Genomic DNA, 26,231 nt, shown 5'->3' on the forward strand with positions numbered 1-26,231 from the left:
GTCACGTACCACCCTGTCCCAATTCTACTTATAGTTTACCCTTCTGAGACTTGAATGAATAGTTGTTTTTCAAAAAAGTATAAATATGTTTCTTTTACAGGCTGGTTCCAGATTCGTTCAACTGCGGCCCGATAGAGAGAAAGCTGGACTTCGTATCTTTTCTTTAGCTTTTCCTCCAAGACAGGTGTAATAGGTTCTGAAATCGTATCTGTCTTATAATCGAGAATGATCCAACCGTCATCTTTTGGAATGAGACAATCAATTACCCCTTGAATGAGTACTTCTTCATTTTTATCCGGGTCAAATTCCGGATAAATCTCTTCTGCTTTTAACATGAGGCTGAACGGAACTTCACGATACAACTCAGACATCTCCATCATATATGTCGCTAAAGGTGTTTCGTAAAAGTATTCAATTGCTGCAATATCAATTATATCTGCCTCTGCTCGCGTAAGGATTTCTTTTTCCACGAGCCGCTCCACTTCTTCGGTTATTTCTGAAGTGGTAAGGGCTCTCGTCAATGGCAAATGCTGCATGACCGTATGCATTGCCGTCCCTTTTTCCGCTGCACTTAATGTCTGCTCCTTCTGCAGGAAATTCGGCCGCTTCATGATTGGCGGTCTATAATCGGATATCAACTGATCTGAGCCATATTCATTGAACAGCTCCCGTTGACGCTTAATTTCCGTCACCGTCTGCTTCGCCCTTGTCATTGTTGCTTCCTTATCCGGATAATTATAATGCAGCCGTTCATCGACATACTCCTGAAGTCCGTCACGCGCGACGGAAACCGGTTTCCACTCTTCAATATGATGCTTCAACTGCTCTTTTTCTTCACTTTCAGAAGTTCCCAAGTTCGTTAAGTCACGTGCATGGATAATCGTTATTTCCCATTTCGAACGATCTTCACGAATTTCCTTCGTTAGTTCTTCCGGCAGTTCTCTCGTTCTTAATATCTCATTTTGATCATGGCGAATAAGTGCTGGACCAACCCAATCGAGATAAGATTTCTTCTCGAGACGATAATATTCCGGCAGCACCCAGTCCTGATGGTCGAGCATCTTATCCCAGTTATCCAAGCGTTTCTGCAGATCCCTTACATAACCAGTCATGACAAGCTTTTCTTTCGCCCGTGTGAGCGCAACATAAAGAACACGCATTTCTTCTGCAAGCTGTTCTCTTAATTTTTTCATTTTCACTGCTTCATAGAAAAGTGTTGTATACGTCAGCCGTTTTACTGGATCAATGAATTTCGTTGCAAATCCGTATGTTTTGTCCAATAAATATTTCTCATTTAAATCACGCAAATTAAATTGTTTATCCATCATGCCTACAATGACGATTGGAAACTCAAGTCCCTTACTCTTATGAATCGTCATAATCCGCACAACATCTTCTTGCTCACTTAGCGCCCGGGCTGCTCCTAAGTCTTTCCCTTCCTCCTCCATCCGTTCAATGAAACGAAGGAAACGGAATAGACCACGGAAACTGGTTGATTCGTATCCGCGCGCCCGGTCATACAACGCCCGCAAATTTGCCTGACGCTGTCTACCACCAGGCATGCCTCCAACGAAGTCATAATAACCAGTTTCGCGATAAACATCCCAAATTAATTCCGATAAGGCTCCGTCTCGCGCAGCACGCCGGAATTCCTGCAGCTGTTGCAGGAATCCTGACACCGTTCTCGTCACTGGATGTTGATTTGTTTTCACGTAAGCTCCCAGCGCTTCGTAATAAGACCCTTGCCGATTCGCCATTCTGATTTGCGTCAATTCATCTTCATTCAATCCGACAATTGGTGAGCGGAGTACCGAAGCAAGCGGAATATCCTGGTGCGGGTTATCAATCACCTTCAGCAAACTGATCATTATCTTTATTTCAATTGCTTCGAAATATCCTTCCGAAATATCGGCATATACAGGGATACCATGTTGCTTCAATTCCTCAACAATAACCGGAGCTTGTTTCATCCCACGAAGTAATATAACAATATCCCGGTACTGAGCAGGACGCTGAACTCCAGTTTCTTTATCAACAACCGGAAAAGCTTCCCCGTCCCGACCAATCCATTTTTTAATCAGCTCGGCATAAGCCCTGCCTTCAATCTGCGCCTTTTCAAGATCACGAAAATTCTCTGATTCTTCTGTTTCACCTTCGAGAGGCGCCACTTCTTTATCTCCATCGATTAAAATAAGCTCCGCCTCAGGACGGGCGCTCGGCACATCATCATAGCTTTTATTCCCGTAAATCAATTCAGCTGCCGCACCGTATTCAATTTCACCTAAGGCTTCATCGATAATTTGCCGGAAAATATAATTCGATGCGTCCAGTACCTCTTCCCTGCTGCGGAAGTTTCTCGCAAGATCAATTCGCTTCCCTGCAGCCTCTTCTTCTCGGTACCGTTTATATTTTTCAAGGAAAAGACCTGGTTCCGCATGACGGAAACGGTAGACACTCTGTTTTACGTCCCCAACCATGAAGGTATTACCCGGTTCTTCTCGTTTACTCACCATCTGGATAATTGTTTCTTGCACATGGTTTGTATCCTGGTATTCATCCACAAGCACTTCCGTAAATTTAGCTTGAAACTCAAGAGCAACACGAGACGGGACGAGTGTTTCAGCATCTGCAGCCCCGTCTAGTAACAGTTCCAGACAATAATGTTCCAAATCGGAAAAATCAACGAGTGCCTTTTCCCGCTTCGCCTTCGTAAATGCTGTCTTAAATGCTTTAACGAGCTCGGTTAATTTCTTAATGACCGGATACATTTCCTGCATTTCGGCTATATGGCGCTCAAGAGGCCTGCTTAGCCATTTCTTCTGTATGTCGCTGAAGCTTTTCTTATATTGATCTCGTAAAGCTTTGACAGCTTCTTTCTTCTCCTCATTGCAATCCATTTTCTTTGAAGAGAGGCGGGCAAATTTATAATTGCCTATCCATTCGACAAGTTCGCCCCAGGAATCCATCCGCTCTTCCGCCCCATGTAGACCTTCAATATCGGAATTGATGGTATCAATGTAAGCATCGGGGCCATCACTCTCTCTCGCAATCGCCATCGCTCGCTCCATTTGTTCCCGAATACCTGTGAATGTATTTTTCATTTCATATCGAAGGATTGGAAGGAAGTTTAGATCATCTTCTTCCCAATCTTCTGGGATATGATAGCTTTCCGCTAAATCATCGAGCCATGCTTCCGGCCACGGATTTTGAACAGCAAAAGTATATAACTTTAAAATTAGTTCTTCGACATCGACATCACTCCGGTCACTTGAGAAGCGATCGACTACTGCAAAGAATTCATCAACTTCTCCCGTCTCATCGCCATACCAATCCTCAAATAAATCATCAAGCACATCTTGTTTAATTAAATCCATCTCCATATCGTCACCAATTCGAAAGCTCGGATCAATATCAAGTAAATAAGCATACTGCCGGATGACATCAAGACAAAACGAATGGAGGGTGGAGATTGATGCACGCTGGAGAAGAGACAACTGTTTCTTTAAATGCACGGAATTTGGTTCCGCTTCAAGCGCCTTCTCAAGCGCGCCCCCTACTCGGTTACGCATTTCCTGGGCGGCTGCATTTGTAAAGGTTACAACTAATAAGGAGTCGATATCGACAGGTTCTTCTTTATCGAGCAGTTTTTGGATAATCCGTTCAACAAGTACTGCCGTTTTCCCAGATCCTGCTGCAGCTGCAACGAGGATGTTCGTTCCTGCTGTATAAATTGCTTTTTCTTGTTCTTTTGTCCACTGTACCATTAATGTTCCTCCTCCCCTGCTATTTTCTCAAGCACTTCATTTTCTGACATCTGCTTCAACTTGCGGAACTCGTTCTCTTCTAGTCCTGTATCAAATTGACAGACGGAAAGAAATGGACAGAATCTGCATGCGATCATCTGCTGATCTTGATACGGATTGAGCTTCACTTTACCAGTCGTAATTTCAATCCCCGCCTGCTCAATCAGACCGTGGATATAGTGCTGCAGATCGTTAAATGTATCTTCTGTTGCCACTTTAGATGCTTTATAAAAGTTCCCCGTTTTTGTGAGGGCAACTGGCAGCATGTCGCTATGTCCCGTCTCCAGTGCTGTATCCATACTTCGGACAGTCGACTCATCCTGAAGCAAAAGACCTTTCATTTTAAACTGCTTAAACAGCTCTTTCTCTAATTTACTTGCTTCCATATCTGGTTGATTACTAATCATCGGATTATGAACATGGAAATAAAGAACACCAGCAGGAGTCGCCTTCATTCCGAGCCATTCTTCCGATTGAGACAGAACGACATCAAGGTATGCGAGCATTTGCAGGGCAAGTCCATAGTAGACATCAACTAAATTCAGCCCGTGATCACTCGATTTGTAATCGATAATCCGCAGATAAAACCCGTCATCTATTTTCGCCTGATCGACCCGGTCAATCCGGCCGCGCAGGATAAGTTCATACCCATTTGGCAGCTGCATGACCATTGGCTTTAATGGTGCACCCTCACCAAAAGCGACTTCTAAACCTACAGGTGAAAAATTACTTTTCCGTGCTTGTTCACTCAATATAAACGTTGCTCTGGCAATTGTTTCTTGTAATTTCTGCTGAATATATTTATAACGGTTTGAGCTATACAGAATTTGATGTTGTAAAATCGGAGCAAGCTTACCAACTGCCCGATTCGCATATGAGCTAGAATCTTCCTTCGTCAGTTCCTTGTAATCCCTGCCTTCCAGTCGAATCCATTCGGTAATGACCTTGAGCGCTTCATGGAATAATTGGCCGATATTTGGCGCATCAAGCTTATACCTTTTTCTTTCTTCCAAATTCAAACTATATCTTGCAAAATGCTGATAAGAACAGCGATAATACGTCTCGAGTCGACTGACACTCGCTTTAACTTGCTTCGGATAAAGTTCTTTTATCGTATCTTCCGCCAAATCAGTCGGCAAGTTCTGGTAGTAGAGACTTTGCAAGATCATATAAGTCGTCTCATACTTCGGCTCGTGCTCCATATACCAATTCAGTACATGCCACCAGACAGCTTCCACTGGATAGCCCCGACGGTAACGTGCGAGCTGTGCTGTTAAAGCTGCCCTTGTCTTGACCGGATTCGTAATAAATCGTTCAGCACGGGCAAGATCATCCGGATCTTGAAGTAAGAATCTTTCTTTCGTTGCCGGGAAAAGATCCTCCATTCGCGTTATAAGCTGGGACGGCATTTTCCCTTTTCCTTCTTCATCGCTTAACGTATAACTAATATGCAAGCGGTCTTTTGCAACTGTAAATGCAAGATACATAAAAAACTGATCATCAAGCAGCTGGCGTACACTACTTTCCGCTAGACGAACTCCATTTTGTTCAAGCAGTTCTCTTTCCCTTTCATTGATAAGACCCTCTCCAGCTGGCTTCATTGGCCAAACGCCATCATTTACCCCGAGTAAGAAAGCAACCTGGACACGGCCAATCCGGGAGCGGTCAATTGTTCCGACAATCACATGATCCATGCTAGGCGGAACATGGGCAAATTCAAGGGTTTCTAAACCCGCTTCCAATGTACTGCGGAAGACATCAAGGCTTAATGTTTCATCCCCAGCCATTTCAACAAGCTCATCAAGGATCTGTAAGACACCATCCCATACTTGTTCCTGTTCCCGCGCTTTTTCAATTTCACCTGCCGCGTCATCCATCTCCCGCATTTCTTCCAGTCGTTCAGGTGCCCGCACCTGTTCAAACAATTCGAATAGAACTTCACATTTCTTACGGACGGTTTCCGCTTCTCGTATCGCTTCATCAAAGACTTGTAAGGAGTAGACAATTTGACGGCGATAACGATTAATCCGCTTCTGCTTTTCCAGTTCCTTATCTGTTTGACCCGCCTCATCAAACCCGCGGAATCGTTGGAATACCCATTCCTCCTCAGCGAACCAGCGTTCTCTCGTTCGGATCCCATACTCCAACACATAATTCTCCAATTCATCAATCGCATCAGCCGTTAGCGGATAGCGCTTATCAGCAGGTGGAACAAACCCTGTTTTAAGTACACGAAATACGGCATCATAACGCCAATTCCCTTCGATAACATCAAAGATGGAACGGATAAATTCAATAAACGGGTGATTCAACATCGATTTCTTTTCATCAAGAAAGACTGGTATACCATGATCTGCAAAAATTGTATCAATCAGATCATGATAGACATTTGCTTCCCTCATAAAGATGGCGAAATCACGGAATCGATAATCTTTTTCCCGAACGAGCCGGAGTATTTCTTGAGCCGCTCCTTCCACTTCTGCCCGTGGATGTACTGCTTCAGCAATTTGAATCGGGACTTCGCCTTCATAAGCGGGAGCAGGTCGTGTGTCAAAATATTTTTCCATATGGAGGAAATAAGGCCGCTCCTTGAACCTGCCGTTCTCCGGATAAAATTCCAGTTGCTCCTCGAACGGGATATCATTCGCCTCTGCAAGTTGAACGAGCTGATGATAGGTTTCTTTCGTTTGGTAAAACAAATCAAGCTCTGCCGGCTCTTCTTTCGTATCATCTAATGTCAGCACGACCGTGACCGTCTTACATTTCTTCAACAATGCTTCTACTACTGTAAGCTCATTCGGCGTAAACTGATGAAACCCATCTAAATAAATTTCCGCATCCTCAAGCAGACGAGATGCACCAACTTTTTCCGCAAGCAGCTGGAGTTGATCTTCGCTGTCTATATAGTGAGGGGCAAGACGCTCCATTAAATGTTCATAAATATATAACAGATCCCGCAGCTTCATTTCCAGACTTACTTCATTCGGCTCCTTATGTACATATTTTTCTATTCCAGCAATCTCTTGCTGTAGGATTTCAGGAGTAACCTGATATCGTTTGAATTCGGTAATCATCCGTTCAAGTTCTTGCAGGAAACCTTGTTTTTCTAATGCTTTTTTGAAGGTATGCCATTCTCCTTCTTTTTCTTCAATTATTTTGCGGAGCATCATTTGAATACCGATTGAACTGATGAATTGCCTTGTTCCACCGCCGACTTCCTGCAAGATGCGCCAGGCAAGGCGTGAGAAGCTTGCTACTTGTGCGCGAATGCTTCCATCAATTCCTTCTGCAGTAAATAGGGCGCGTTCTTGTTGGAAGGTCATTTGATCGGGAACGAGATAAAATATCGGTTTACCATGTGGACTTTCCAGCAGTTTTTCTTTGATTTCTTGAATGACGATTTGGCTTTTATCTGTTCCAGAACGTCCCGTAATAAAACGGATTCCCATGAATATCCTCCTCTGTTAATCAAAATCTATTTTTAAATATGTTTATTCGATTATCCTCTTCAGAGTCCGCAGTCCAAATACCTCTCACTTACCACGAGCGGCTGGTGAGCCGCCTGCGGAATACGTGAATGTATCGGGACTGCGGACCCGGGTAGAAAGCAAAAAGCTTATATCTCTAGTTTACCAGAGATATAAGCCTGCTCCTATATTTTTAGTTTGTTCGTTTTGGATAGTTTTTCTCCATTACTTTGCGCTGGAGCCGGCCCTCTAGGTATTTGCCGATGAACCAGAATAACCCGATTCCGATGAGTACGACGATTGTTTTCATCGGATTTTTGGCAAATTCCATAATACTTGACCCGACATAGGCGATAGAGAAAATCATCACCGTTTTCCCGAGTATGACCGCCAGAATAAATTGTTGTGCACTAATTCTTGAAAATCCTGCGACGATATTAATAATAGCGGATGGAGAAAAAGGAAAACAGAGTAAAAGAAACAAGGGACCGAACCCATGTCGCTCTACCCAACCTGTTACCCGGGAGACTTGTTTGTTTTGTTTAATCTTCCGTTCCACCCATTTAGCATTCGATAATTTTCGCATCAGCAAGAAAACAAGAATCGCACCAGCACAGGCGCCAATCCAGGAATAGAAAAAGCCTTTCAACAAACCATATGCAGCAGCATTCGCCAATACAAATACCATTAACGGTAAGAAAGGCAAGAGCGCCTCAATAAAAGGCAATAAAATTCCCGGCAACGGGCCTAAGCCTTCATATTGATTAAGTAGTTGTTGAATAAAATCATCAATTTCTTCATTTTGTAATTTCGTTCTCCAGTTTTGAAACGTAATGGTTGTTGTTATTAAGTACATGTAAGCCCATTCTCCTCAGCATAAATGAACACCTAACTTATAGTTTAAATTATCTTTCAAAAATATCCTAGTTATATATCGCTAAATTTTGCCACTTTCTTTTTCTCTTTTATTATAGTATTTTTTTCAAGTTTAGCGTATAATAAACTAAGGCAAACACATGTTCCTATAAAGGAGAATGGTTCATGCGATTTATTACGGAAGAAGAATATGCGATTGCTTCCCGTTTCCTGTTTCTGTCGATGGCAATTGTTGTAATCAGACAAGACATCCGGCATGTTGGTGAAGGAGCTTTTAAAATCAAAACACCTTATTTGGAGTTATTCAAGAAAATGGAGTCTTTAGCATTAGAGGAGCGAAGAGGATTGAGAATCAAGATGAAGAAACAAAACATAGAAGTCATTACCCTAAACAAAAATGATTCCTTCTCCTCCTTTTTGTATCTTTGCCAAGGTAGGGAGGAAAAACGGAATTACTTTAACCCTTCCATCCGCAAAAAGGTGGAGTTGATCATTGAAGAGCATCTTATTTTAGCGCTTGAAGAGCACGCTAATCACGTTCATTCTTAAAAGTATTAATCACATCAAACGGATTCGGATTTTCAGCTATCATCCCTTTTCCTATATGATGTAATCGGTTATTCAGTTTGTAACGGAACTGGGCAGTTCGGCGCACTTGATTGGTTAACGAACCGTAAGACACGTCAAGGGTGATTGTTTTCCCATTAATAAAAAGCACTTCAGCGTTTCCCTCATCCAACTGTATCACATCACCAATATGGGAATGAGAAAGCCAAGAACACTTTGGACTCGTCGGAGAGTATGTAGGCAGGAAGTACATTCCGCTTGCGGGATCAATGGAGATAGGTACTTTATGGGTCAAACCGCTAATGACACGGCTTCCCTCCTGTCTGCCTTTCAAACTGCTCCCGAAAAACATACAAGCGTTATCAATGAGTTTACTTGGGGATAGATGGCTGACATACTCTGCTGTTTCATCTAGAATGTAACTGATGAGCCTGCCATCTTTATCACGGCTTGCAATAATAGCCATGGTCACCGGGCTGATTTCATGAGCTGAGGTAAAAATCTTTTGTTCCATTGTAAACTTCCTTTCCACGAGAGAAAAGAAAGTGGCTTGAACACATAATAACAAAGACCTAGTGAAAAAGAAAGGTAAAAAACCAAATTTTTTGAAAAAAATCAATAAAACAATAGCTCCGTCGTTAAATAATTCGTTTTTAATCAGAAAAAGACCCGACACTTCATACTTGCTGGGTCTTTTTTACTCAAATCAATCACTTTCATTCAGCGTAAGTGTTTTGCACGTTCTCTTGGCTAGATCTCTAATCGCCGTTCAGTTGCCCGGCGGACGGATGCGCATCCTTGGGCACAGCTGAAGCCTCCTCGGGCTACCGCCCTGCGGGTCTTCAGACTCGTGCTATTCCCGCAGGAGTCACCGTCCGCCGGGCAACTGAACTGGTGAAGATGTTTATGATAAATAGAAATTATTCCTTCACTACATCAGTGTGAAGATTGCATTTATAGAATAATAAATAGCGTTCCAAATTAAGTTTTTCCTGGTAGCAGTCCAGACACCTCGAGACTCCTGCGGGAGGCTGGCTAAGAACGGTCACGTCCTGTGACCAATGCCAGCATTAGAACTTCCTGTTCGGAGGTAAGCCTGGCGAGACCCCTTAGTGCTCAGCGCGAGGAGGCTTGTCGGCCGCTCAGTAGGTGCGGGAGGTGTCTGGACTGTGGACACCAGAAGAAAGTCGCGCTTACGCTGAATGAAAGCAATCAGTAATTCATTGAATATAACAGGTTGAACTGCTTTGATTTTTCGAGATACGAAAGTTGAGTGGTTAATAGATTAAATTAATGAAATCTTCTTTGGAAATTTTCCCGAGATAATGCGAAACCGGGAAGTCTTCAAGTGCTGCTTCAATTGTTTTGCGGTCATGGCGGAGACCGATTAATTTATTTTCCAAATCTTTGATGTCACCAATTCCAAAGAAGTCACCGAAAATCGTACAATCCTCGATGATTCCTTTTTTCACATTTAAGCGAACGTCAACAAGTCCAGCCGGAAACTTATGCGCTTCCTGAATGTTGAATGCAGGTGACTTACCATAATTCCACTCCCATTTCTGATAACGGTCTCGGGAGATTTTATGGATTTTTTCCCAGTCTTCATCTGTAAGCACATACTGTGGAACATCTTTAACATCATCGACGTTAAATACATGCTTCAAAATCATTTCCTTAAATTCTTCAATCGTCAGCTTGTCTTCCAAGAACTCATTAATGTTTGCTACACGACTTCGAATCGATTTGATTCCCTTTGATTCTATTTTAATCTTATTGACCTTCAATGCATGCGTCAGTTCTTCGATTTTCGAATTCAACATGAGTGTACCATGACTGAACATTCTTCCTCTTGTAGAAAACATTGCATTCCCGGAAATTTTTCTTCCTTCAACTGCAACATCATTTCTCCCCTGTAACTCAGCTGGTACCCCTCGTTCATTTAGGGCATCTACAATCGGCTGGGTGAACTTCTGGAAGTTCTGGAAACTCTCCCCATCATCTTTTGTAATAAAACTGAAGTTCAGATTCTCTTCATCATGGTACACCGCTCCACCACCGGATAGTCGGCGAACAACTTTAATATCATTCTCTTCTACATAGTCTGTGTTAATTTCTTCAATCGTGTTTTGGTTTCTTCCAATAATGATGGAAGGTCCGTTCACATAAAAGAGCAGGTATGTATCTGTTTCTCCAAAGTTTTCCAAAATGTATTCTTCGATAGCGAGGTTGATCATCGGATCGGTAATTCCTTTGTTATCAATAAATTTCATTGCCTAGCCTCCTCTAGAACATCTATACAATTATTTTAATGGAAACAAAAATCTAAAGCAATAAATACAAAAATTATTAATCGGGCAAACGTGTAGTATAACAACGTTTCCGCTGCATATTATATAATAATTACAAACGTATTTTAAAAAAATGTATTAAAACAGTATTGACAAATAACGCTCTGTTATATTACAATACATTCAACAGGTAATTAATTGACAAACAAACGAGGAGGAACCCACATGCTAGGTTTAGTTGAGTTTTTCAAAAGTTTACCAAAGAAAAAATGTACGAAATGCGGTCATGATATTTTCGAAAAAGCAGACTGCTATGGCAATGTTTGTGATGACTGTGATCATCCTGCAAGATAATCACGCTCTTCATTTGTATGACAAGAACCGCTTCACTTTAATTTAGTTTCCAACTGTAGTATAACACCATATTTCTCCTTTTTGGCAGTTGTTCATAAGAACAGCTGCCCTTTTTTCTTTCTGAAAAATCCTATCTTTCCATTTTTCTTTGTATTATAATTATTTAGAGTATCGAAGTAAATGACCAAGAGGAGGAATTGAAAATGACCATTCAGACGAATACACGTGCCAAACGTCAAGAAGTACCGGCAGAACAGACATGGAAGCTGACGGACCTATTCCCAACCTCTGAAAGCTGGAAGCTTGGGATCGAAAGCTTAGAAAAAGAAGCAGAACAAGTGACAGCCTTCAAAGGAAAAGTAACAGAAACGGCCACTACTCTGCACCGAGCACTAGCAGCACTTGAAAGCTACCGGGAGAAAGTAGTCCGTGTAGCGACCTATTCTAATTTAAAAGTGAATGCGGATGGATCCGATCCAGACAATCAGCGGGACGCGGCACTTACGGGCAGTGTATTGGCAAAGACTCATGCAAAGCTTTCCTTCTTCTACTCGGAATTACTGGAATTAACGAGTGATAAGGTTCAGCAGTTTCTAGCAGAGGAACCGAAATTAAAAGTATATGAAAAAATTTTGTATGACACATTAGAAGATAAACCCCACACGCTCACACCTGAAGTGGAGGAAACATTAGCAGCTCTTAGTGAAGTCCATGGAGCCCCGCACGGAATTTATCAACGGGCTAAAACCGCGGACATGCAATTTGAGCCGATCACGAACGCAGAAGGTGTCGAGCTACCAATGTCTGAATCTCTATTCGAAGACCGTTATGAATTCTCAGCCGATATAACAACACGAAGGAATGCCTACAAGTCCCTTACGAAAACATTAGATAACTATAAAAATACATTTGCCGCGGTTTATGCAACGGAGGTTACAAAGCAAGTGACGATGGCAAAGCTCCGGAGATACCCGTCTGTAACCGACATGCTGCTTGCTCCTCAGCAAGTCACCAAAGAGATGTACCATAATCAGCTTGATATCATCGGAAAAGAATTAGCGCCACATATGCAGCGTTACGCCAAATTAAAGCAGGAGAAGCTTGGTCTCGAAGAATTGCATTATTGTGATTTAAAAGCACCACTTGATCCGGAATTCAATCCGCAAACAACGTATGAAGAAGCTACGGATATTATTCTTGACGCCCTTTCCATAATGGGACCGGAGTATCATGAAATAATGAAGAAGTCGATTCACAAAGGCTGGATTGACCGGGCTGATAATATCGGGAAAGCAAACGGAGCATTCTGTTCCAGTCCATATGGGGTGCATCCTTATATTTTGATCACCTGGACCGATACGATGCGTGGTGCATTTGTATTAGCACATGAGATGGGTCATGCCGGGCACTTTTATTTGGCTGGACAAAATCAATCTCTAATGAATACACGTCCGTCTACTTATTTCATTGAAGCCCCATCCACCTTAAATGAATTACTGCTGGCCGAACACCTTATGCAAGCAACAGAAGATGTCCGGATGAAGCGCTGGGTCATTACCCAATTACTTGGTACATATCACCATAATTTCGTCACCCATTTACTTGAAGGCGAATTACAGCGCCGGGTCTATGATTTAGCAGAAAATGGTGTGCCACTCACGGCTGATGTCTTAACAGAGCAGAAACTCGCTGTTATCAAGAACTTCTGGGGAGATAGTATTACAATTGATGATCGGGTCGGATTAACATGGATGAGACAGCAGCATTACTATATGGGGCTCTATCCATATACGTATTCCGCTGGACTCACTGTATCAACAGCTGTTGCTCAGATGATTAAAGATGAAGGGCGCCCTGCTGTAAATCGCTGGTTGGATGTATTAAAGGCTGGCGGCACGAAGAAGCCGCTTGATTTGATTAAACTCGCGGGAGTTGATATGTCCAAGCCTGACGCGATTAAAGTGGCGATCGATTATGTCGGTTCATTGGTTGATGAATTAATTGCAAGCTATGAAGATGAATAAATAGAAAAATCGCCTGAAATCTTATTGTTGATTCCAGGCGATTTTTAGTGGCTGTAATTTTTTTCTACGGAATTTTCTCCGTTCGCAACCTCCATAACTTCCTGTTCAATTCCTTTATCATAGAAAAGAGCACGCAGACGATCTAGCGTTTCTTGTGACGTAATAATGCAGGAATGGCTAATGAATTTTGTCTTGATTTTCAATTCGTATTGATCATTCACTTCTTTATCGTGTCCATAAAATTTACGATATGCCTCACCGCCTTCAAGATAGAAAGGATATTTAATTTTATTATAGTTCAATTTTTCAGAAAAATACAACGGACAAAAAAACACCGAGCCGAATCTGACCGATGTTTTTTATCATCAATTATTTTTCAAAAATCGCAAAGCTTCGAGTGCGGCCTTTTTTCCATTTGCTACACAATCAGGAATACCAGCGCCGTCGTAAGAGCTACCGATGATTTGGATACCGGGTAGCTCGGTCGAAAGTTCATCACGAATACGTTGAATGAGTTCACGGTGACCGATTTGATATTGCGGACGCGCATCCTTCCAGCGTGTAACGACTGTAAACTCAGGATCCGCATTTATCGTCATTACTTTCTTCAATTCATCCAACACTAGTTCCGTTAACGCCTCATCGCTTAACTTCATGAATGCTTGTCTTTCTGGACGTCCGACATAAACACGGAGCAATACTTTATTTTCCGGTGTTGTGGAAGGCCATTTCTTATTCGTCCACGTACAAGCTGTAATTTCAATATCGCCTTCACGAGCGACTTGAAACCCGGTCCCGTCAAGATCATTTTCAATCGCATCCGCATTAAACGCCATCACTACATTTGCCGTTGAGACAGCAGGAATCTGCTTCAGATCCTGTAAAAAATGATGTTCGTTGAAGAGCTTTGGAACCGCCGAATGCTCTGTTGCAAGGATAACAGCATCAGCAGCAAGCTTCTCGCCTGATTCTAAGTGAATTTCATAGCCGGAGTCTGTCTTTACAATCTGTTCAGCCGCCACTCCTGTGCTGACGGTATCTTCAGCTAATTTATCATGCAACTGGTGAATTAATGTTTCCAATCCGTCTTTAAAGGAGAAAAATATTCCGGATGAACGTTTTTCCTTCATGACAGGTCGATTAGACATATGTTGCTGTAATCCCTTCATGACACTTCCGTACTTCTGTTCCAGTTCGTAAAATAGCGGATAGATTGCCATCAAGCTCATCGCATCAATATCCCCGGAGTGAATCCCAGCAAGCATCGGGGCAATTAAACGGTTCACCGCTTCATCACCAAATCTTCTTCGCATAAATAAACCGAGGGACTGATCCTCCGCTGGCCCGCCCTTTGGAATCTCTTGCTCTTCCAGCGCTCGCTTCTTTCCTGCTTCGGTAAAGATTCCCGTATCCATAATTGCTTGCTCTTCTTTCGGAACTCCCATAAACGTACCAGCTGGCATTTGGTGAAGCTTCCCATCAACGAGAATGAAAGACGAGCCTGTCTCGTTAAAAATCATTTCATCTTCTAATCCAAGATCCCTTGTCAATCGGACGATGGCTGGTTTTCTAGAGAGCAAGGAGTCAGGACCTTGTTCGATTGTAAACCCATCGCGCTTCATCGTCTTTATCTTTCCGCCAAGCCGCTCACTTGCTTCAATCAAGTTGAGGTTGATCGGTTCGTGCTTACGCTTACTTTCTTGCTGTAAGTAAAAGGCGGCGGATAAACCTGTTATACCGCCGCCGATAATTACAATATTACGCATGCGCGTCACGCTTTTCTGTTTTCAACACCACATCTGCCAATGTTTCGATGAATAACGGTGCAACGTTCGGCATTTCCGGACGATAGTAGTTCGCACCTACTTCATCACAAACGACTTTACATTCGTAGTCATTGTCATATAAAACTTCCAAATGATCGGCAACAAATCCAACTGGAGCATAAATAAAGGAACGGTAGCCTTTTTCATTGTATAAATCACGGGTTAAATCTTGGACGTCCGGCCCGAGCCATGGATCAGGAGTGTTCCCTTCACTCTGCCAGCCTACTTCATAATTTTTAATTCCGGTAGCTTCAGAAATAAGCTTCGCGGTTTCTGCCAGCTGTTCCGGATATGGGTCACCAGATTGGATGATTTTCTCTGGTAAGCTATGAGCTGAAACGATCAGCACCGTTTTTTCTTGTTCCTCTTTCGGCAGCTCATCATAAATAGCTTTAATACCGTCTGCCCAGAACTTGATATAACCTGGTTCATTATACCAATCGACAACAGAAGCAAGCGTTATGCCATGTTTATCTGCCTCTTCTTTTGCCCGCTCGTTATATGATTTAATGCTGAATGTAGAATAATGTGGGGCCAAGACGATGGAAACAGCTTCCTTAATTCCATCTTCTGCCATATGCTCTATAGCTTCTTCAATAAATGGTGTAATATGTTTCAGCCCGATATATACTTTATATTCCACTTCATCTTGTACTTCATTTAACTTGGCACATAGGCCATTCGCTTGATCTTCTGTAATTTTCGCAAGCGGGGATACGCCGCCAATTGCTTCATAGCGCTCCTTCAAATCCTGAAGTGCTTCCGGCTCTGGTTTTCTGCCATGTCTGATATGTGTGTAATAAGGTTCAATATCTTCTTCTTTTGTCGGGGTTCCATATGCCATTACTAATAAGCCTTTTATTTTTTTTGCCATTTTTAAAACACCTCATCTTTAATATTCATTGCGTCATTTATTTTTAAGAACGCTTGCTGTATTCATGAACTAACTTTGTCAGTTTTTTCAATGTTTCCGGCTTAATTTCCGGCGTTACACCATGTCCGAGATTAAAGACATGCTTGCCTTGCTCTAGGCCTTCATCTAAGATTTTCTTCGTGCGTTTCTCAATATTTTCCCATTCGGTTAAAAGCATGACGGGATCAAGATTACCTTGCAACACTTTCGTTACACCCATATTCCTTGCTTCCGTAATCGATGTTCTCCAGTCCAGGCCGATTACGTCTACCGGAAGATCGTTCCATTCAAGCAAGAGATGACGAGCACCTACTCCGAAAATAATAAGTGGAACGTCGAGCTTCCGTAATTCACTGCAGATTCTCGTCATTATCGGTTTAATGAACACACGGTAATCCGGGGCATTCAATGATCCTACCCAAGAATCAAAAAGCTGGATTGCTCGAGCCCCTGCTTCCACTTGGGCTTCAACGTATGTAATAATCATGTCTGCCAATTTGTCCATCAACAGGAACCATGTTTCCGGTTCGCGGTACATGAGTTTTTTGGTTTCGTGATAATTTTTCGATGGTCCACCTTCAATCATGTAGCTTGCCAATGTGAAGGGTGCACCACTAAAGCCAATCAGCGGAACGTTTAGCTGTTCCTCTGTCAAAATGCGAATCGTATCAAGAATATAAGGAATATCCGCACTTGGATTGATCGTTCCTAGTGCCTCCACATCTTGAAATGTGCGAATCGGATTATCGATGACCGGACCAATACCTGCTTTGATTTCTACATCAACCCCCAATGCTGGCAGTGGTGTCATAATATCTTTATAAAGAATTGCTGCATCCACATTATAATTTTCTACTGGCAGTCTCGTGACATAAGCACTCAACTCAGGCTGGTGTGTGATTTCAAATAGAGAATATTTTTTCTTGATTTCCCGATATTCTGGCTGAGATCTCCCTGCCTGCCGCATAAACCAGGCAGGTGTGTAACTTGTTTCTTTTCCGCGATATGCTTGTAAAATTGTGTCATTCATCTTTTTCGTCATTTATTTCATCCTTTTATCATTATCACTTTCGCCATCTTAAACTATAACGATTATTAATAAGCATGTATAGTATAAAACATGAATGTCATTAATTTGTCTAAAACCTTAGTTCAAAATAACTGTTTCTGATTTCCTGCTTTCAAGCTTTGTGAACGGGTCATAAGTGACTACATAATATTTTTTATGCTTAAACAATGCATGGTCAATCACATACTCACTCTCACCCTGTACTTCCCCAACCCGTCTATCAATTCCATCTCTTTCTTCATAAACCCGGTAGACAGCTCGGTCATCATGCAATGGATCCCAACTGATTTTTCCCCTCACGAGAGAAAATCCACCCCATTCGTAAGCTGCTTGAACATTCGTTACCGGAGCAATTTGTACTGGTTCAGCAAGTGCTTCCACTGTATCCGGCTTTTCAAACGTTTCAGCTAAAGGATGTAGTTTGTCGATTTCTGTCAATATATCTTGAATGAGCCTGGTCGGGTAAACACTTCCACCTGTTAAATAATGATCTGCATCTGATTTATCATAACCAGTCCAAGCTGCCAGCACAAATTCTGGAGTAAATCCGACAAACCAAGCATCCTTCACTTCATTTTCTACTTGGGGATGTTGGGTTGTTCCGGTCTTCCCGGCAAGCGCCTTCGAATACGTTCCAGCTTCCTCTGGTAGTGCATCCACTGCCTTCATAAGCATTTCTGTCATATTCCAGGCAACTTGCGGCGTAAATACTTCTCTTTCTTCTAAATTATTTTCATAAATAAGCGATTCGTTATGATCATAAATTCCTTCAATTGTATAAGCCTTCATGAATTTTCCATCCTGGGCAAATGTCCGGTATGCTTCGATAAGATTAAGTGGTGTAACTCCTTCATGAAGCCCGCCAAGTGCAATTGCTAAGTCCTGATCCTCAATCAGCATGTCCATTTTTTCTAAATAGCTTTTCGCATAAGGAATACCGATTTGATTAAGTAACCAGACGGCTGGAACGTTCTTTGATGCGACGAGGCTGTCATATATACTGACTGCCTTTTGATACATATCATCGACATTGGCAACAGAATAATCTCCATTCACAGCCTGTTCATCTGGAAGAAGCGAATACGGTGTAAAGGTATCTTCTTGCATTAGCGCTGGCCCGTAGACGGCTAGTGGCTTGAACGTTGAACCCGGTTGCCGATTAACCGTAACCCGGTTCAAGTCACCGAAAGTATAATCTCTACCACCGATTGCAGCAATTATTTTACCTGAAGTTTGTTCCATCATGACAAAGGCTCCTTCTGCGTCAGAAGTATTTCCAGGGAAATAATCATCCTTCTCGAACATTTCGTAAGCCTTCTGTTGGATTGTTTCATCTAAACCAACAACAATCCGATACCCTCCCCTTCTTAGTTCATCAACCGGAAGCTGACTCTTTTCCTGGGCTTCCTTAATGACCAAGTCGACATAACTATCAACCCATGGCGTGCTAGCTGATTCTTCGAGTTGTAAACCAAGTGTTTTTCCTTGTTCCATTTGTTTCGTTTCTGCAGAGATCATACCGGCATTTTTCATTGTGCCAAGTACAACATTTCTTCGTTCGAGCGCTTTTTCCGGGTGGTCAATCGGTGAATACCCATTTGGAGCCTTCGCTAATCCAGCAAGCAATGCGCCTTCTCCGATCGATAGTTCGCTCGCATGTTTTGAAAAGTAATAGTTTGCAGCCTTCTCAATCCCGTATACACCATGACCGAAGTAAATTTCATTCAGATAGAGCTCTAGAATTTCTTCTTTTGACAGATTCCTTTCCAAGTAAATCGCAGCAGACGCTTCTTTTGCTTTACGAGTCCATGTTTTATCATTATATAAAAAGAGATTTTTTACGAGCTGCTGTGTAATCGTGCTCGCACCCTCTACCTTGCTCATGGCAATAATATCCCGGTACACTGCACGCATGATTGATTTTATGTCAATGCCGGAGTGTTCATAAAACCTTCTGTCTTCAATTGCTATATAGGCCTCTTGCACATGTTCAGGTATATCATCAAGCAAAATATAATCCCTGTTTTCTTGGTAAAGTTCTGCAATCACCTCACCATCAATCGTTTCAATTGTTGTCGTCTCTGCAAGGATAAGAGCATTATCATCGACAATTTGACTGCCGAAATAGATAATGATAGCATAACCAGCCAAAACTAAACTTATAATGGAAATAAAGCTAATGACAATCCATTTCAGTTTCAGGTTCAACTTCATTTGATTCGGTTTATCCATTATTCCACCTCTATCTCTGCATTATACGACAATATTCTACATGCATAAAGTGAAACTTCATTCAGTCGGGCTCCTCCCCCACTGAATATTCCTTGAACAGAATCAGAGATTTACGGACTGCCTATTCCCCAACCTTACCTATTGGGATTCCCTCCTGTTTTAGAGGTGGTAGTATTACAGGCCGTTCATGCAATCTTTTGCGTACAGAAACGGGTTTTAGGGTAGAATAAAGATATAGACTAGATATGGAAAGGGGAATTGTTTTGAATGCTTATATGACAAACGGGACAATTGACTTTTTGTTGAAAATCGAAAAAAAACATGAAGAACTAGAGCTGAAACTCATGAAAAATAATGCGGGTGGACTTCTCTACTATGAGCATCCTAGAGAAGAGATTTTTCAAGCGGGCCGGAAATATGAAATTCTGGAAAAAGCGGGGGAAATTCGCGAGACTGGTTATGTCGTGATGAATAATGTACCGGTCGATGAAGAGAGCAATGCATTATTTGAAGATCGGTTCAAAAGGCGCAAACAGGCTGTGGAAGCGATGCCAGGTTTTCAAGCATTCCGCGTATTGCGTCCTTATCAAGGGAGCACATATGTCATACTTACCCAATGGGCTTCGAAAAAAGACTTTGAAGACTGGAAATCATCCGATACATTCCAAGAGGCCCATCAATTTGACACCGGGAAATCAGCTTCTTACTTTTTTAAAAATGCTTATATCGCGACGTATGATATGTATGCGGAAGAAGAATAACCTGCACTACTTTGCAACCTAAATAAAGACTGCTTTCATGCAGCGAAAGTGTTTTGCACGTTCATTTAGTTCGGAGCTTGAATCGCCGTTCAGTTGCCCGGTGAACGGATGCGCATCCTTAGGCACTGCTAGAGCTCCTCGGGCTGAGCACTAAGGGGTCTCCAGGCTCGTGCTATTCCCGCAGGAGTCACCGTCCATCGGGCAACTGAACTGGTTGAGATGATTATTATTAATACCATTTATTGCAGGGCCATGTCACGAAAAAATTATATCTTTGGAATAATAAATAGCGTTCCAAATTAGGTTTTTCCTGGAGTAGGCCAGACACCTCGAGACTCCTGCGGGAGGCCAGCTAAGAACGGTCACGTCCTGTGACCAATGCCGGCATTAGAACTTCCTGTTCGGAGGTAAGCCTGGTGAGACCCCGCAGCAGGCTTGCCTGCGAGGAGGCTCACCAGCCGCTCAGCAGGTGCGAGAGGTGTCTGGACTGCGGACCTCCAGTAGAAAATTTCGGAGCTTGACACACTTACGCTGAATGAAAGTGATAGGCTGTTCCATATAAAAAAGGTTACCAACATTAAGCTCGTAACCTTTTTGTTTATTCCGTAGCATGAACATATTCATTAAAGAATTGTTCATATTGCTCTTCCGGATATTGACCTTCGAGACGTGCAACTTCTTCACCGTTCTCATAGTACACAAGTGTTGGTGTAGAACGGATGGCAAATGGCGCTGCTTCATTACCAAATTCAAGCAAATTCAATTTCTTCATATCGACATCCATCTCCTCCGTCAACGGAACAAGATAAGGCGTTGTCTGCTGACAATATACACAAGTTGGACTGTAGAAATAGACCGTTGTCGGCTCCCCGCTTTCCACCTGTTCCATCAAATCATCCGGCAAAATTTGATTGCCGTATAATGGATCATCCAATTGGTCAATCGTTGCTTGATCAAGGTCATTCGTTCCATATGGATTCTCCCCTTCAAGCGCTTTGTTATTTTTATAATTCAGCGCAAAGAAGAGCGCTATAAATAATACTACAATCACCGAAACAATAATCGTAATTTTCTTACCCATTCGAATTAATTCCTCCTCATTTCTTTAACCAAAAGCAGATGTAATACAAAGATCACAATGAAAGCTACACCAGCCATGAATGGAATCGTAATAAAACCTAAATAATTTACGTAAATTGCATTACATGGTACAGCACCACTACATGATCCACCAACTTCATGAAGAGCTGGAACTTTTTGCAGTAAATAATGATATGTGGAGACAAACATCCCGATCCCGCTTAATATCAATCCTGCCAATGTCATTTTCACATCTTTCTTCCAGAGTGCCAGTCCATAAATGATAACTAACGGGTACATTAAAATCCGCTGATACCAGCATAGCTCACAAGGAATATATCCCATCACTTCCGAGTAGAATAGACTCCCAGTAGTAGCTACAAAAGCTTGTACCCAAATGATCAGCAAAAGGTTCTCTGCTTTTTTCGACAATGTTTGCATAATTTGGGTCCTCTCTGTTTCTTTTCCTTTTTCATTATACGAATGAAAAAATGAAAATACAATTTCTAAGCATTGAAGTTTATGACTATTTCGTAAAGTTAATGCAACGGATCCACATAGAAATAGATGGCAAAGTCTACGTTCTGCCGCCTTTTTATCTGTGAACTGACCTAATTGCTTATCTCTCCGTTTTTAGAAGAAGAAATTTTTTTCATCAACTTTTCGTATAGGAAAATCAAACCGATAAGCAGCAAGTATCCAAAAAAGAAACCGGCTAATACATCAGTTAAATAATGAACATTAATAATGTATCTGCTGATTCCAATGAGAAATATCAGAACCGCAAAACCGATTTGCACCATTGAAATTAACCTTTTTGATTTTAATTTTCGAGTAATGAAATAGGCAAGTAACCCGTAGCAAACAAGAGATATCATCGAATGTCCGGACGGGAAACTATACCCTTCCGCATTCAGGCTTACGGAAATACTCGGTCGCTCTCTCGTAATCAAGAGCTTGATTCCATGGTTTATCTTGTGGCTTAGATAAATCCCGCCACCGAAGAAGACCGCTGGCAGCCAGTGCTTGAACCAAATAAATAAAAAAATCGTAACAACAGCGACAAATGGATACAAAAAGAAGCTGGAGCCGAGGTGTGTTATGAACTGAAACGGCTCCAAAAGAAAGGATTGTCCAAGCAAATCTGCAAATCTTCTTGTAGCTTGGTCAACATAAGGCATATTCCCTTCTAGAAGTTGTAACACCCAAATGCCTGTAATAATTATTAAAACAATAAAGATAAGCAGCAAAATATTCTTTCTAGCTCTCATCAGCAATCCCCAATCTAAGTTAACTTTCTTCTGACATAGCCGTTAACGAATACGTAGGTGAAAACTATTCCTGCAACAATTGCGAAGAGAAAACCCGTGTATTCCTGCATCAGTATAAAAATACAAGCGAAAAGAATCGTTTGGAAGATCGTAAGCTGAAAAATCAATTTCACAAGTGAGCGCTGCCTGTCCGTTTTTTCAACCGGATAAATATCAAGCCACATAATCGTCCTGTGATGCTGATAGAGGGTCATCATCTGGAAGCTGCTCATATAAAGAAACAGTATAACGAATAACAGCTTCACCCAAATATTTGGGATAAGGTAAATGAACAATCCGCCAATAATAATTAACCGGACGTACATTCCAACATAATCCCCGCTTCGCACAAATGTAATCCGATACAAATAATCAAAGGTATGCCGTTTTTCAAAAGGAATGTTTTTTGTGACGAGCGATACGAGCCATTGCCGCTTCCTTACACTTGATTTAATATGCGGAACATCACTGAACATGTTCGCAATCCGGTAAAACGCCTGCATACGGTTCTGATCCTTTTCCAGCAATAAGTCCCAAACTAATCCCGCTTGTCTTGCCGCTAAGAAATAATTGTAAAGGAAAAGTGCTGCAAAAAGAATGGTCACGATACAGGCACCAAGCATTTCACCTGCAATCAGGAAATAAAAGACAAGAATATTCATCACGGTGCGCACCAATAATTCCAAGCGGCGGTGATTGCTGTCCCTAGTCCGGTACATCCACCAGTTCGCAAGGAGGTTAGCCACTTTAAAAATAAGCAGAACAACGATGGTAAGTAAGTAAGCATTCCCTTCCCTTCCTGGATAACTTGCCGTATACAACGGGCCTAATGCCGCTGCAACAAGCAGGAGTAAGTAGAGTTGAATGACGAAGCTATAGATAATTGAATTTCGGAAATACGGCTTCATCTTCTCTTCTGCGGGAAGCAAGAAAACAAGGTCCGGATCCTGCAGTAAGGTTCGGACCGGACTGTAACTTACAACAAGCCCAAATGCTATACCGATGATAGCAGCAGTCGGGAAATTCTCCGGGAGCTGAGCAAGCCACGCTTGATAATAATAAGCAACCGCAGCAATGAAGAAGAATAATGCAAAGGCAATATGCCCATTAAAAATATAACGCGTATAACGCCCTAATTCTTTCATATGAGAAGCTAGCCGTTTTTTATAAAAGGCATGAGAATCAAACATCGCTATCCTCTTCCTTCGTTAAACGTAAATATAAATCATCCAATGTTGCTCCGGGCATTCCGAAACTTTGACGCAAATCCTCCAACGTGCCATATGCCCTGATTTCGCCTTCATGGATAATGATGAAACGATCGCAATATCTTTCGGCCGTAGCAAGAATATGTGTCGACATCAACACGCCGGAACCTTTTTCTTTCATATCTTCCATTAACTGTAAATAGGAGGAGATCCCAAGCGGGTCTAGACCGACAAACGGCTCATCCACAATATATAGGGGTGGCTCAATTAAAAAAGCACACATGATCATTACTTTTTGCCGCATCCCTTTTGAAAAATGAACGGGGAACCAGTTTAGTTTTTTTTCCATGCGGAACTCCTTCAGCAACGGATCCAATCTTTTTTCAAATACATCTTCCGGTATATCGTAAGTCATCGCTGTAAGTCGCAAATGCTCATATAACGTTAATTCATCATAAAGAATCGGCATCTCTGGGATGTATGCCATTTGGCCACGGTAAGTTGTCGAATTTTCCTGAAACGTTTTTCCATTTACAACAATCTTTCCTTTTTTCGGTTGCATAAGACCGATTATATGTTTAATGGCTGTACTTTTTCCCGCTCCATTGAGCCCGATTAATCCAACGATTTCATTTGGATACACGTCAAAGGAAATCCCGTGTAAAACGTTTTTATGAGTATATCCGCCATGTACATTTTCAATATGTAATAAAGAATCCACGTGAGTCAACCTCCTTCATACTTTCAATTAATTTTATCATCTTTACAATCGCTTGCCAAAATATACCGCGCCCCTCCTCCATTTATCTCACACTTTCATACAGCGTAAGTGTGCCTGACCCTGAAACTTTCTACTGGAGGGTCCGCAGTCCAGACACCTCTCGCACCTGCTGAGCGGCCGGCAAGCCTCCTCGCGCTAACGCGCTGCGGGGTCTCGCCAGGCCTACCTCCGAACAGGAAGTTCTAATGCCGGTGTTGGTCACAGGACGTGACCGTTTTTAGCCGGCCTCCCGCAGGAGTCTCGAGGTGTCTGGACTGCTACCAGGAAAGGTCATATTGAGATCACAGTTTATTATTTCAAAGATATAATTTTATCACGGCATGGCACTGGAATAATGCTATTAATATTAATAATTCCCACCAGTTCAGTTTCCCGGTGGACGGTGACTCCTGCGGGAACAGCACGAGCCTGGAGACCCCTTAGTGCTCAGCCCGAGAAGCTCTAGCAGTGCCTAAGGATGCTCATCCGTCCACCGGGCAACTGAACGGTGATTAGAGAGCATTTCAAGAGAATGAGCAAATTACTTACGCTGTATGAGAGCAATCTCTGCTTGTGGCTGTGAAAAAAGATGAGGTTTTTTCGTTTGGATGAATAAGAATCAGGAAACGGAACAAAATAAAAACCGAAGACAGCAAGATACAGAAAGTAATTTGAATGTATCACAAGTGAGGTGTTAAAAATGCCTGGTTCTGTGTTACGCACAAATAACGATGACTTGCAGAAACGCTTTTAAAATCCTTACTCTTTCCTTAAAAATTAATCCTGTTAATTTTTAAGAAATGATTTGTGTGAACGAGCTATTTTCACTCCAGTTTCGTTTACCTTCCCCACTAGTAAGCTGCTGCATGTTGTATCTCGCTGTCTTCTTAAAGCAGGCTGGTTCTCCCCCTTGGACCAGTCCTGTTTATTTTTTTGACATAAAAGCTGCTTTTAATTTTTGAATTTTCACGCCTTAGCAGGTACAATGGATATACGAATACATAGAAGGAGTGAAGGTTTTATGAGTCATGCGGATTGTATTTTCTGTAAAATTATTGAAGGTGAAATCCCTTCTGCAAAGGTATATGAGGATGAGCATGTCTATGCGTTTTTAGATATTAGCCAAGTAACGAAGGGACATACATTGGTTATTCCCAAGACACACACGAAAAACATTTATGAAACCACACCAGAGGTAGCAAGAGAGTTATTTGAGCGCATTCCTAAAATTGCTAATGCGATTAAAGAAGCATATAAGCCAAAAGGAATGAACGTGCTAAATAACAACGAAGCTGCTGCAGAACAATCGGTATTCCATTTACATCTCCATCTCATTCCCCGTTATGGTGAAGGCGATGGATATGATCTAGGATGGACGGTTCATGATGATCAATATACAAGCGAGGACTTACAACAAATCGCGGGCGAAATAAGCGGGAACATAAAGTGAAACTATTCAGTGAGAGCTCTCTTTCCCCACTGAGTGTTAGTTGAAAGAATCGGGGTGAAAACCGCTCGTTATCTCCACCTAAACTTTTCCGACATGACCTGGAGGTTTGAAGTGGGAGTTTTACGGACGGCTACACCGGGATAAAATAATAACGGAATTGTATAAAAACTTCCTCTGTCCATTTCCGCGTAATTCTGGTATAATAGGGGTAATGTTTCGCAACTGACAACGAGTGTACAG

General features: G+C 42.0%; 20 protein-coding genes. 5 read left to right on the forward strand and 15 right to left on the reverse strand.

What is annotated here, in order from left to right; genetic code table 11:
* Nucleotides 1–35: 35 nt before the first annotated feature.
* The 3 genes from addA to L3V42_RS00140 all read right to left on the reverse strand — a co-directional run bounded on the left by addA (nucleotide 36) and on the right by L3V42_RS00140 (nucleotide 8,126).
* The gene (gene addA, locus L3V42_RS00130) at nucleotides 36–3,764 is read right to left on the reverse strand and encodes a helicase-exonuclease AddAB subunit AddA (protein ID WP_235761193.1); all 3,729 of its coding nucleotides are present in this window, start codon (nucleotides 3,762–3,764) and stop codon (nucleotides 36–38) included.
* Complete coding sequence (addB, locus tag L3V42_RS00135; RefSeq protein ID WP_238470961.1) at nucleotides 3,764–7,252, reverse strand: helicase-exonuclease AddAB subunit AddB; 3,489 nt, start codon at nucleotides 7,250–7,252, stop codon at nucleotides 3,764–3,766. Before addB ends, addA begins: the two co-directional genes overlap by 1 nt.
* A gap of 211 nt (nucleotides 7,253–7,463) precedes the next feature.
* On the reverse strand, nucleotides 7,464–8,126 hold the full coding sequence (locus L3V42_RS00140; protein ID WP_235761191.1) for a TVP38/TMEM64 family protein: 663 nt from the start codon (nucleotides 8,124–8,126) through the stop codon (nucleotides 7,464–7,466).
* 185 nt (nucleotides 8,127–8,311) lie between these two features.
* On the opposite strand from L3V42_RS00140, the gene L3V42_RS00145 reads away from it, so the two are divergent.
* Nucleotides 8,312–8,695: a YhjD family protein gene (locus tag L3V42_RS00145; protein WP_235761190.1), complete on the forward strand. Its 384-nt coding sequence runs from the start codon at nucleotides 8,312–8,314 to the stop codon at nucleotides 8,693–8,695.
* On the opposite strand, the gene L3V42_RS00150 is transcribed toward L3V42_RS00145, so the two are convergent.
* Both L3V42_RS00150 and lplA read right to left on the reverse strand, forming a co-directional pair.
* On the reverse strand, nucleotides 8,676–9,227 hold the full coding sequence (locus L3V42_RS00150; RefSeq protein WP_235761189.1) for a competence protein ComK: 552 nt from the start codon (nucleotides 9,225–9,227) through the stop codon (nucleotides 8,676–8,678). The genes L3V42_RS00145 and L3V42_RS00150 overlap by 20 nt on opposite strands.
* A gap of 763 nt (nucleotides 9,228–9,990) precedes the next feature.
* Complete coding sequence (lplA, locus tag L3V42_RS00155) at nucleotides 9,991–10,986, reverse strand: lipoate--protein ligase (RefSeq protein ID WP_238470962.1); 996 nt, start codon at nucleotides 10,984–10,986, stop codon at nucleotides 9,991–9,993.
* Nucleotides 10,987–11,229: 243 nt separating this feature from the next.
* On the opposite strand from lplA, the gene yhfH reads away from it, so the two are divergent.
* Both yhfH and pepF read left to right on the forward strand, forming a co-directional pair.
* On the forward strand, nucleotides 11,230–11,358 hold the full coding sequence (gene yhfH / locus L3V42_RS00160) for a protein YhfH (RefSeq protein WP_235761187.1): 129 nt from the start codon (nucleotides 11,230–11,232) through the stop codon (nucleotides 11,356–11,358).
* 203 nt (nucleotides 11,359–11,561) lie between these two features.
* A complete protein-coding gene (gene pepF, locus L3V42_RS00165) occupies nucleotides 11,562–13,382 on the forward strand; it encodes an oligoendopeptidase F (RefSeq protein WP_238470963.1) in 1,821 nt (606 codons plus the stop codon).
* 44 nt (nucleotides 13,383–13,426) lie between these two features.
* Here pepF and L3V42_RS00170 read toward each other — a convergent pair whose 3' ends face one another.
* The 5 genes from L3V42_RS00170 to L3V42_RS00190 all read right to left on the reverse strand — a co-directional run bounded on the left by L3V42_RS00170 (nucleotide 13,427) and on the right by L3V42_RS00190 (nucleotide 19,422).
* Nucleotides 13,427–13,702, reverse strand: a complete 276-nt coding sequence (locus tag L3V42_RS00170; protein ID WP_238470964.1) for a hypothetical protein — start codon at nucleotides 13,700–13,702, stop codon at nucleotides 13,427–13,429.
* Between the two features lie 45 nt (nucleotides 13,703–13,747).
* Nucleotides 13,748–15,148: a protoporphyrinogen oxidase gene (gene hemY / locus L3V42_RS00175; RefSeq protein WP_235761184.1), complete on the reverse strand. Its 1,401-nt coding sequence runs from the start codon at nucleotides 15,146–15,148 to the stop codon at nucleotides 13,748–13,750.
* Complete coding sequence (gene hemH, locus L3V42_RS00180) at nucleotides 15,141–16,082, reverse strand: ferrochelatase (protein WP_238470965.1); 942 nt, start codon at nucleotides 16,080–16,082, stop codon at nucleotides 15,141–15,143. Before hemH ends, hemY begins: the two co-directional genes overlap by 8 nt.
* 43 nt (nucleotides 16,083–16,125) lie before the next feature.
* Nucleotides 16,126–17,163, reverse strand: a complete 1,038-nt coding sequence (hemE, locus tag L3V42_RS00185; protein WP_235761182.1) for a uroporphyrinogen decarboxylase — start codon at nucleotides 17,161–17,163, stop codon at nucleotides 16,126–16,128.
* 105 nt (nucleotides 17,164–17,268) lie between these two features.
* Nucleotides 17,269–19,422: a transglycosylase domain-containing protein gene (locus L3V42_RS00190; RefSeq protein ID WP_238470966.1), complete on the reverse strand. Its 2,154-nt coding sequence runs from the start codon at nucleotides 19,420–19,422 to the stop codon at nucleotides 17,269–17,271.
* A 263-nt stretch (nucleotides 19,423–19,685) separates the two neighbouring features.
* Here L3V42_RS00190 and L3V42_RS00195 point away from each other — a divergent pair, with 263 nt between their 5' ends.
* Entirely contained in the window at nucleotides 19,686–20,183 is a 498-nt protein-coding gene (locus L3V42_RS00195; protein ID WP_235761180.1) for an antibiotic biosynthesis monooxygenase family protein, read from the forward strand.
* A 598-nt stretch (nucleotides 20,184–20,781) separates the two neighbouring features.
* Here L3V42_RS00195 and L3V42_RS00200 read toward each other — a convergent pair.
* The 5 genes from L3V42_RS00200 to L3V42_RS00220 all read right to left on the reverse strand — a co-directional run bounded on the left by L3V42_RS00200 (nucleotide 20,782) and on the right by L3V42_RS00220 (nucleotide 24,502).
* Entirely contained in the window at nucleotides 20,782–21,264 is a 483-nt protein-coding gene (locus L3V42_RS00200; protein WP_235761179.1) for a thioredoxin family protein, read from the reverse strand.
* Nucleotides 21,265–21,269: 5 nt separating this feature from the next.
* The gene (locus L3V42_RS00205) at nucleotides 21,270–21,704 is read right to left on the reverse strand and encodes a disulfide oxidoreductase (protein ID WP_235761178.1); all 435 of its coding nucleotides are present in this window, start codon (nucleotides 21,702–21,704) and stop codon (nucleotides 21,270–21,272) included.
* Between the two features lie 170 nt (nucleotides 21,705–21,874).
* Complete coding sequence (locus L3V42_RS00210) at nucleotides 21,875–22,534, reverse strand: phosphatase PAP2 family protein (protein ID WP_235761177.1); 660 nt, start codon at nucleotides 22,532–22,534, stop codon at nucleotides 21,875–21,877.
* 14 nt (nucleotides 22,535–22,548) lie between these two features.
* Entirely contained in the window at nucleotides 22,549–23,763 is a 1,215-nt protein-coding gene (locus L3V42_RS00215; RefSeq protein WP_238470967.1) for an ABC transporter permease, read from the reverse strand.
* Nucleotides 23,756–24,502 carry an ABC transporter ATP-binding protein gene (locus L3V42_RS00220; protein WP_235761175.1) on the reverse strand — a complete coding sequence of 249 codons (747 nt, stop codon included), beginning with the start codon at nucleotides 24,500–24,502 and terminating at the stop codon, nucleotides 23,756–23,758. The genes L3V42_RS00215 and L3V42_RS00220 overlap by 8 nt, the downstream gene beginning before the upstream one ends.
* A gap of 1,060 nt (nucleotides 24,503–25,562) precedes the next feature.
* Here L3V42_RS00220 and L3V42_RS00225 point away from each other — a divergent pair.
* Nucleotides 25,563–25,991: an HIT family protein gene (locus tag L3V42_RS00225; protein WP_235761174.1), complete on the forward strand. Its 429-nt coding sequence runs from the start codon at nucleotides 25,563–25,565 to the stop codon at nucleotides 25,989–25,991.
* Nucleotides 25,992–26,231 lie beyond the last annotated feature (240 nt).

Origin of the sequence: Oceanobacillus alkalisoli (assembly GCF_022213125.1) — a bacterium.
Classification (GTDB): Bacteria; Bacillota; Bacilli; order Bacillales; family Amphibacillaceae; genus Oceanobacillus; species Oceanobacillus alkalisoli.

What these genes read in the sequence shown, in the direction of transcription:
- addA (WP_235761193.1), bottom strand. Translation starts at nt 3,764, where the DNA reads ATGGTACAGTGGACAAAAGAACAAGAAAAAGCAATTTATACAGCAGGA.
- addB (WP_238470961.1), bottom strand. Translation starts at nt 7,252, where the DNA reads ATGGGAATCCGTTTTATTACGGGACGTTCTGGAACAGATAAAAGCCAA.
- L3V42_RS00140 (WP_235761191.1), bottom strand. Translation starts at nt 8,126, where the DNA reads ATGTACTTAATAACAACAACCATTACGTTTCAAAACTGGAGAACGAAA.
- L3V42_RS00145 (WP_235761190.1), top strand. Translation starts at nt 8,312, where the DNA reads ATGCGATTTATTACGGAAGAAGAATATGCGATTGCTTCCCGTTTCCTG.
- L3V42_RS00150 (WP_235761189.1), bottom strand. Translation starts at nt 9,227, where the DNA reads ATGGAACAAAAGATTTTTACCTCAGCTCATGAAATCAGCCCGGTGACC.
- lplA (WP_238470962.1), bottom strand. Translation starts at nt 10,986, where the DNA reads ATGAAATTTATTGATAACAAAGGAATTACCGATCCGATGATCAACCTC.
- yhfH (WP_235761187.1), top strand. Translation starts at nt 11,230, where the DNA reads ATGCTAGGTTTAGTTGAGTTTTTCAAAAGTTTACCAAAGAAAAAATGT.
- pepF (WP_238470963.1), top strand. Translation starts at nt 11,562, where the DNA reads ATGACCATTCAGACGAATACACGTGCCAAACGTCAAGAAGTACCGGCA.
- hemY (WP_235761184.1), bottom strand. Translation starts at nt 15,148, where the DNA reads ATGCGTAATATTGTAATTATCGGCGGCGGTATAACAGGTTTATCCGCC.
- hemH (WP_238470965.1), bottom strand. Translation starts at nt 16,082, where the DNA reads ATGGCAAAAAAAATAAAAGGCTTATTAGTAATGGCATATGGAACCCCG.
- hemE (WP_235761182.1), bottom strand. Translation starts at nt 17,163, where the DNA reads ATGACGAAAAAGATGAATGACACAATTTTACAAGCATATCGCGGAAAA.
- L3V42_RS00190 (WP_238470966.1), bottom strand. Translation starts at nt 19,422, where the DNA reads ATGGATAAACCGAATCAAATGAAGTTGAACCTGAAACTGAAATGGATT.
- L3V42_RS00200 (WP_235761179.1), bottom strand. Translation starts at nt 21,264, where the DNA reads ATGGGTAAGAAAATTACGATTATTGTTTCGGTGATTGTAGTATTATTT.
- L3V42_RS00205 (WP_235761178.1), bottom strand. Translation starts at nt 21,704, where the DNA reads ATGCAAACATTGTCGAAAAAAGCAGAGAACCTTTTGCTGATCATTTGG.
- L3V42_RS00210 (WP_235761177.1), bottom strand. Translation starts at nt 22,534, where the DNA reads ATGAGAGCTAGAAAGAATATTTTGCTGCTTATCTTTATTGTTTTAATA.
- L3V42_RS00215 (WP_238470967.1), bottom strand. Translation starts at nt 23,763, where the DNA reads ATGTTTGATTCTCATGCCTTTTATAAAAAACGGCTAGCTTCTCATATG.
- L3V42_RS00225 (WP_235761174.1), top strand. Translation starts at nt 25,563, where the DNA reads ATGAGTCATGCGGATTGTATTTTCTGTAAAATTATTGAAGGTGAAATC.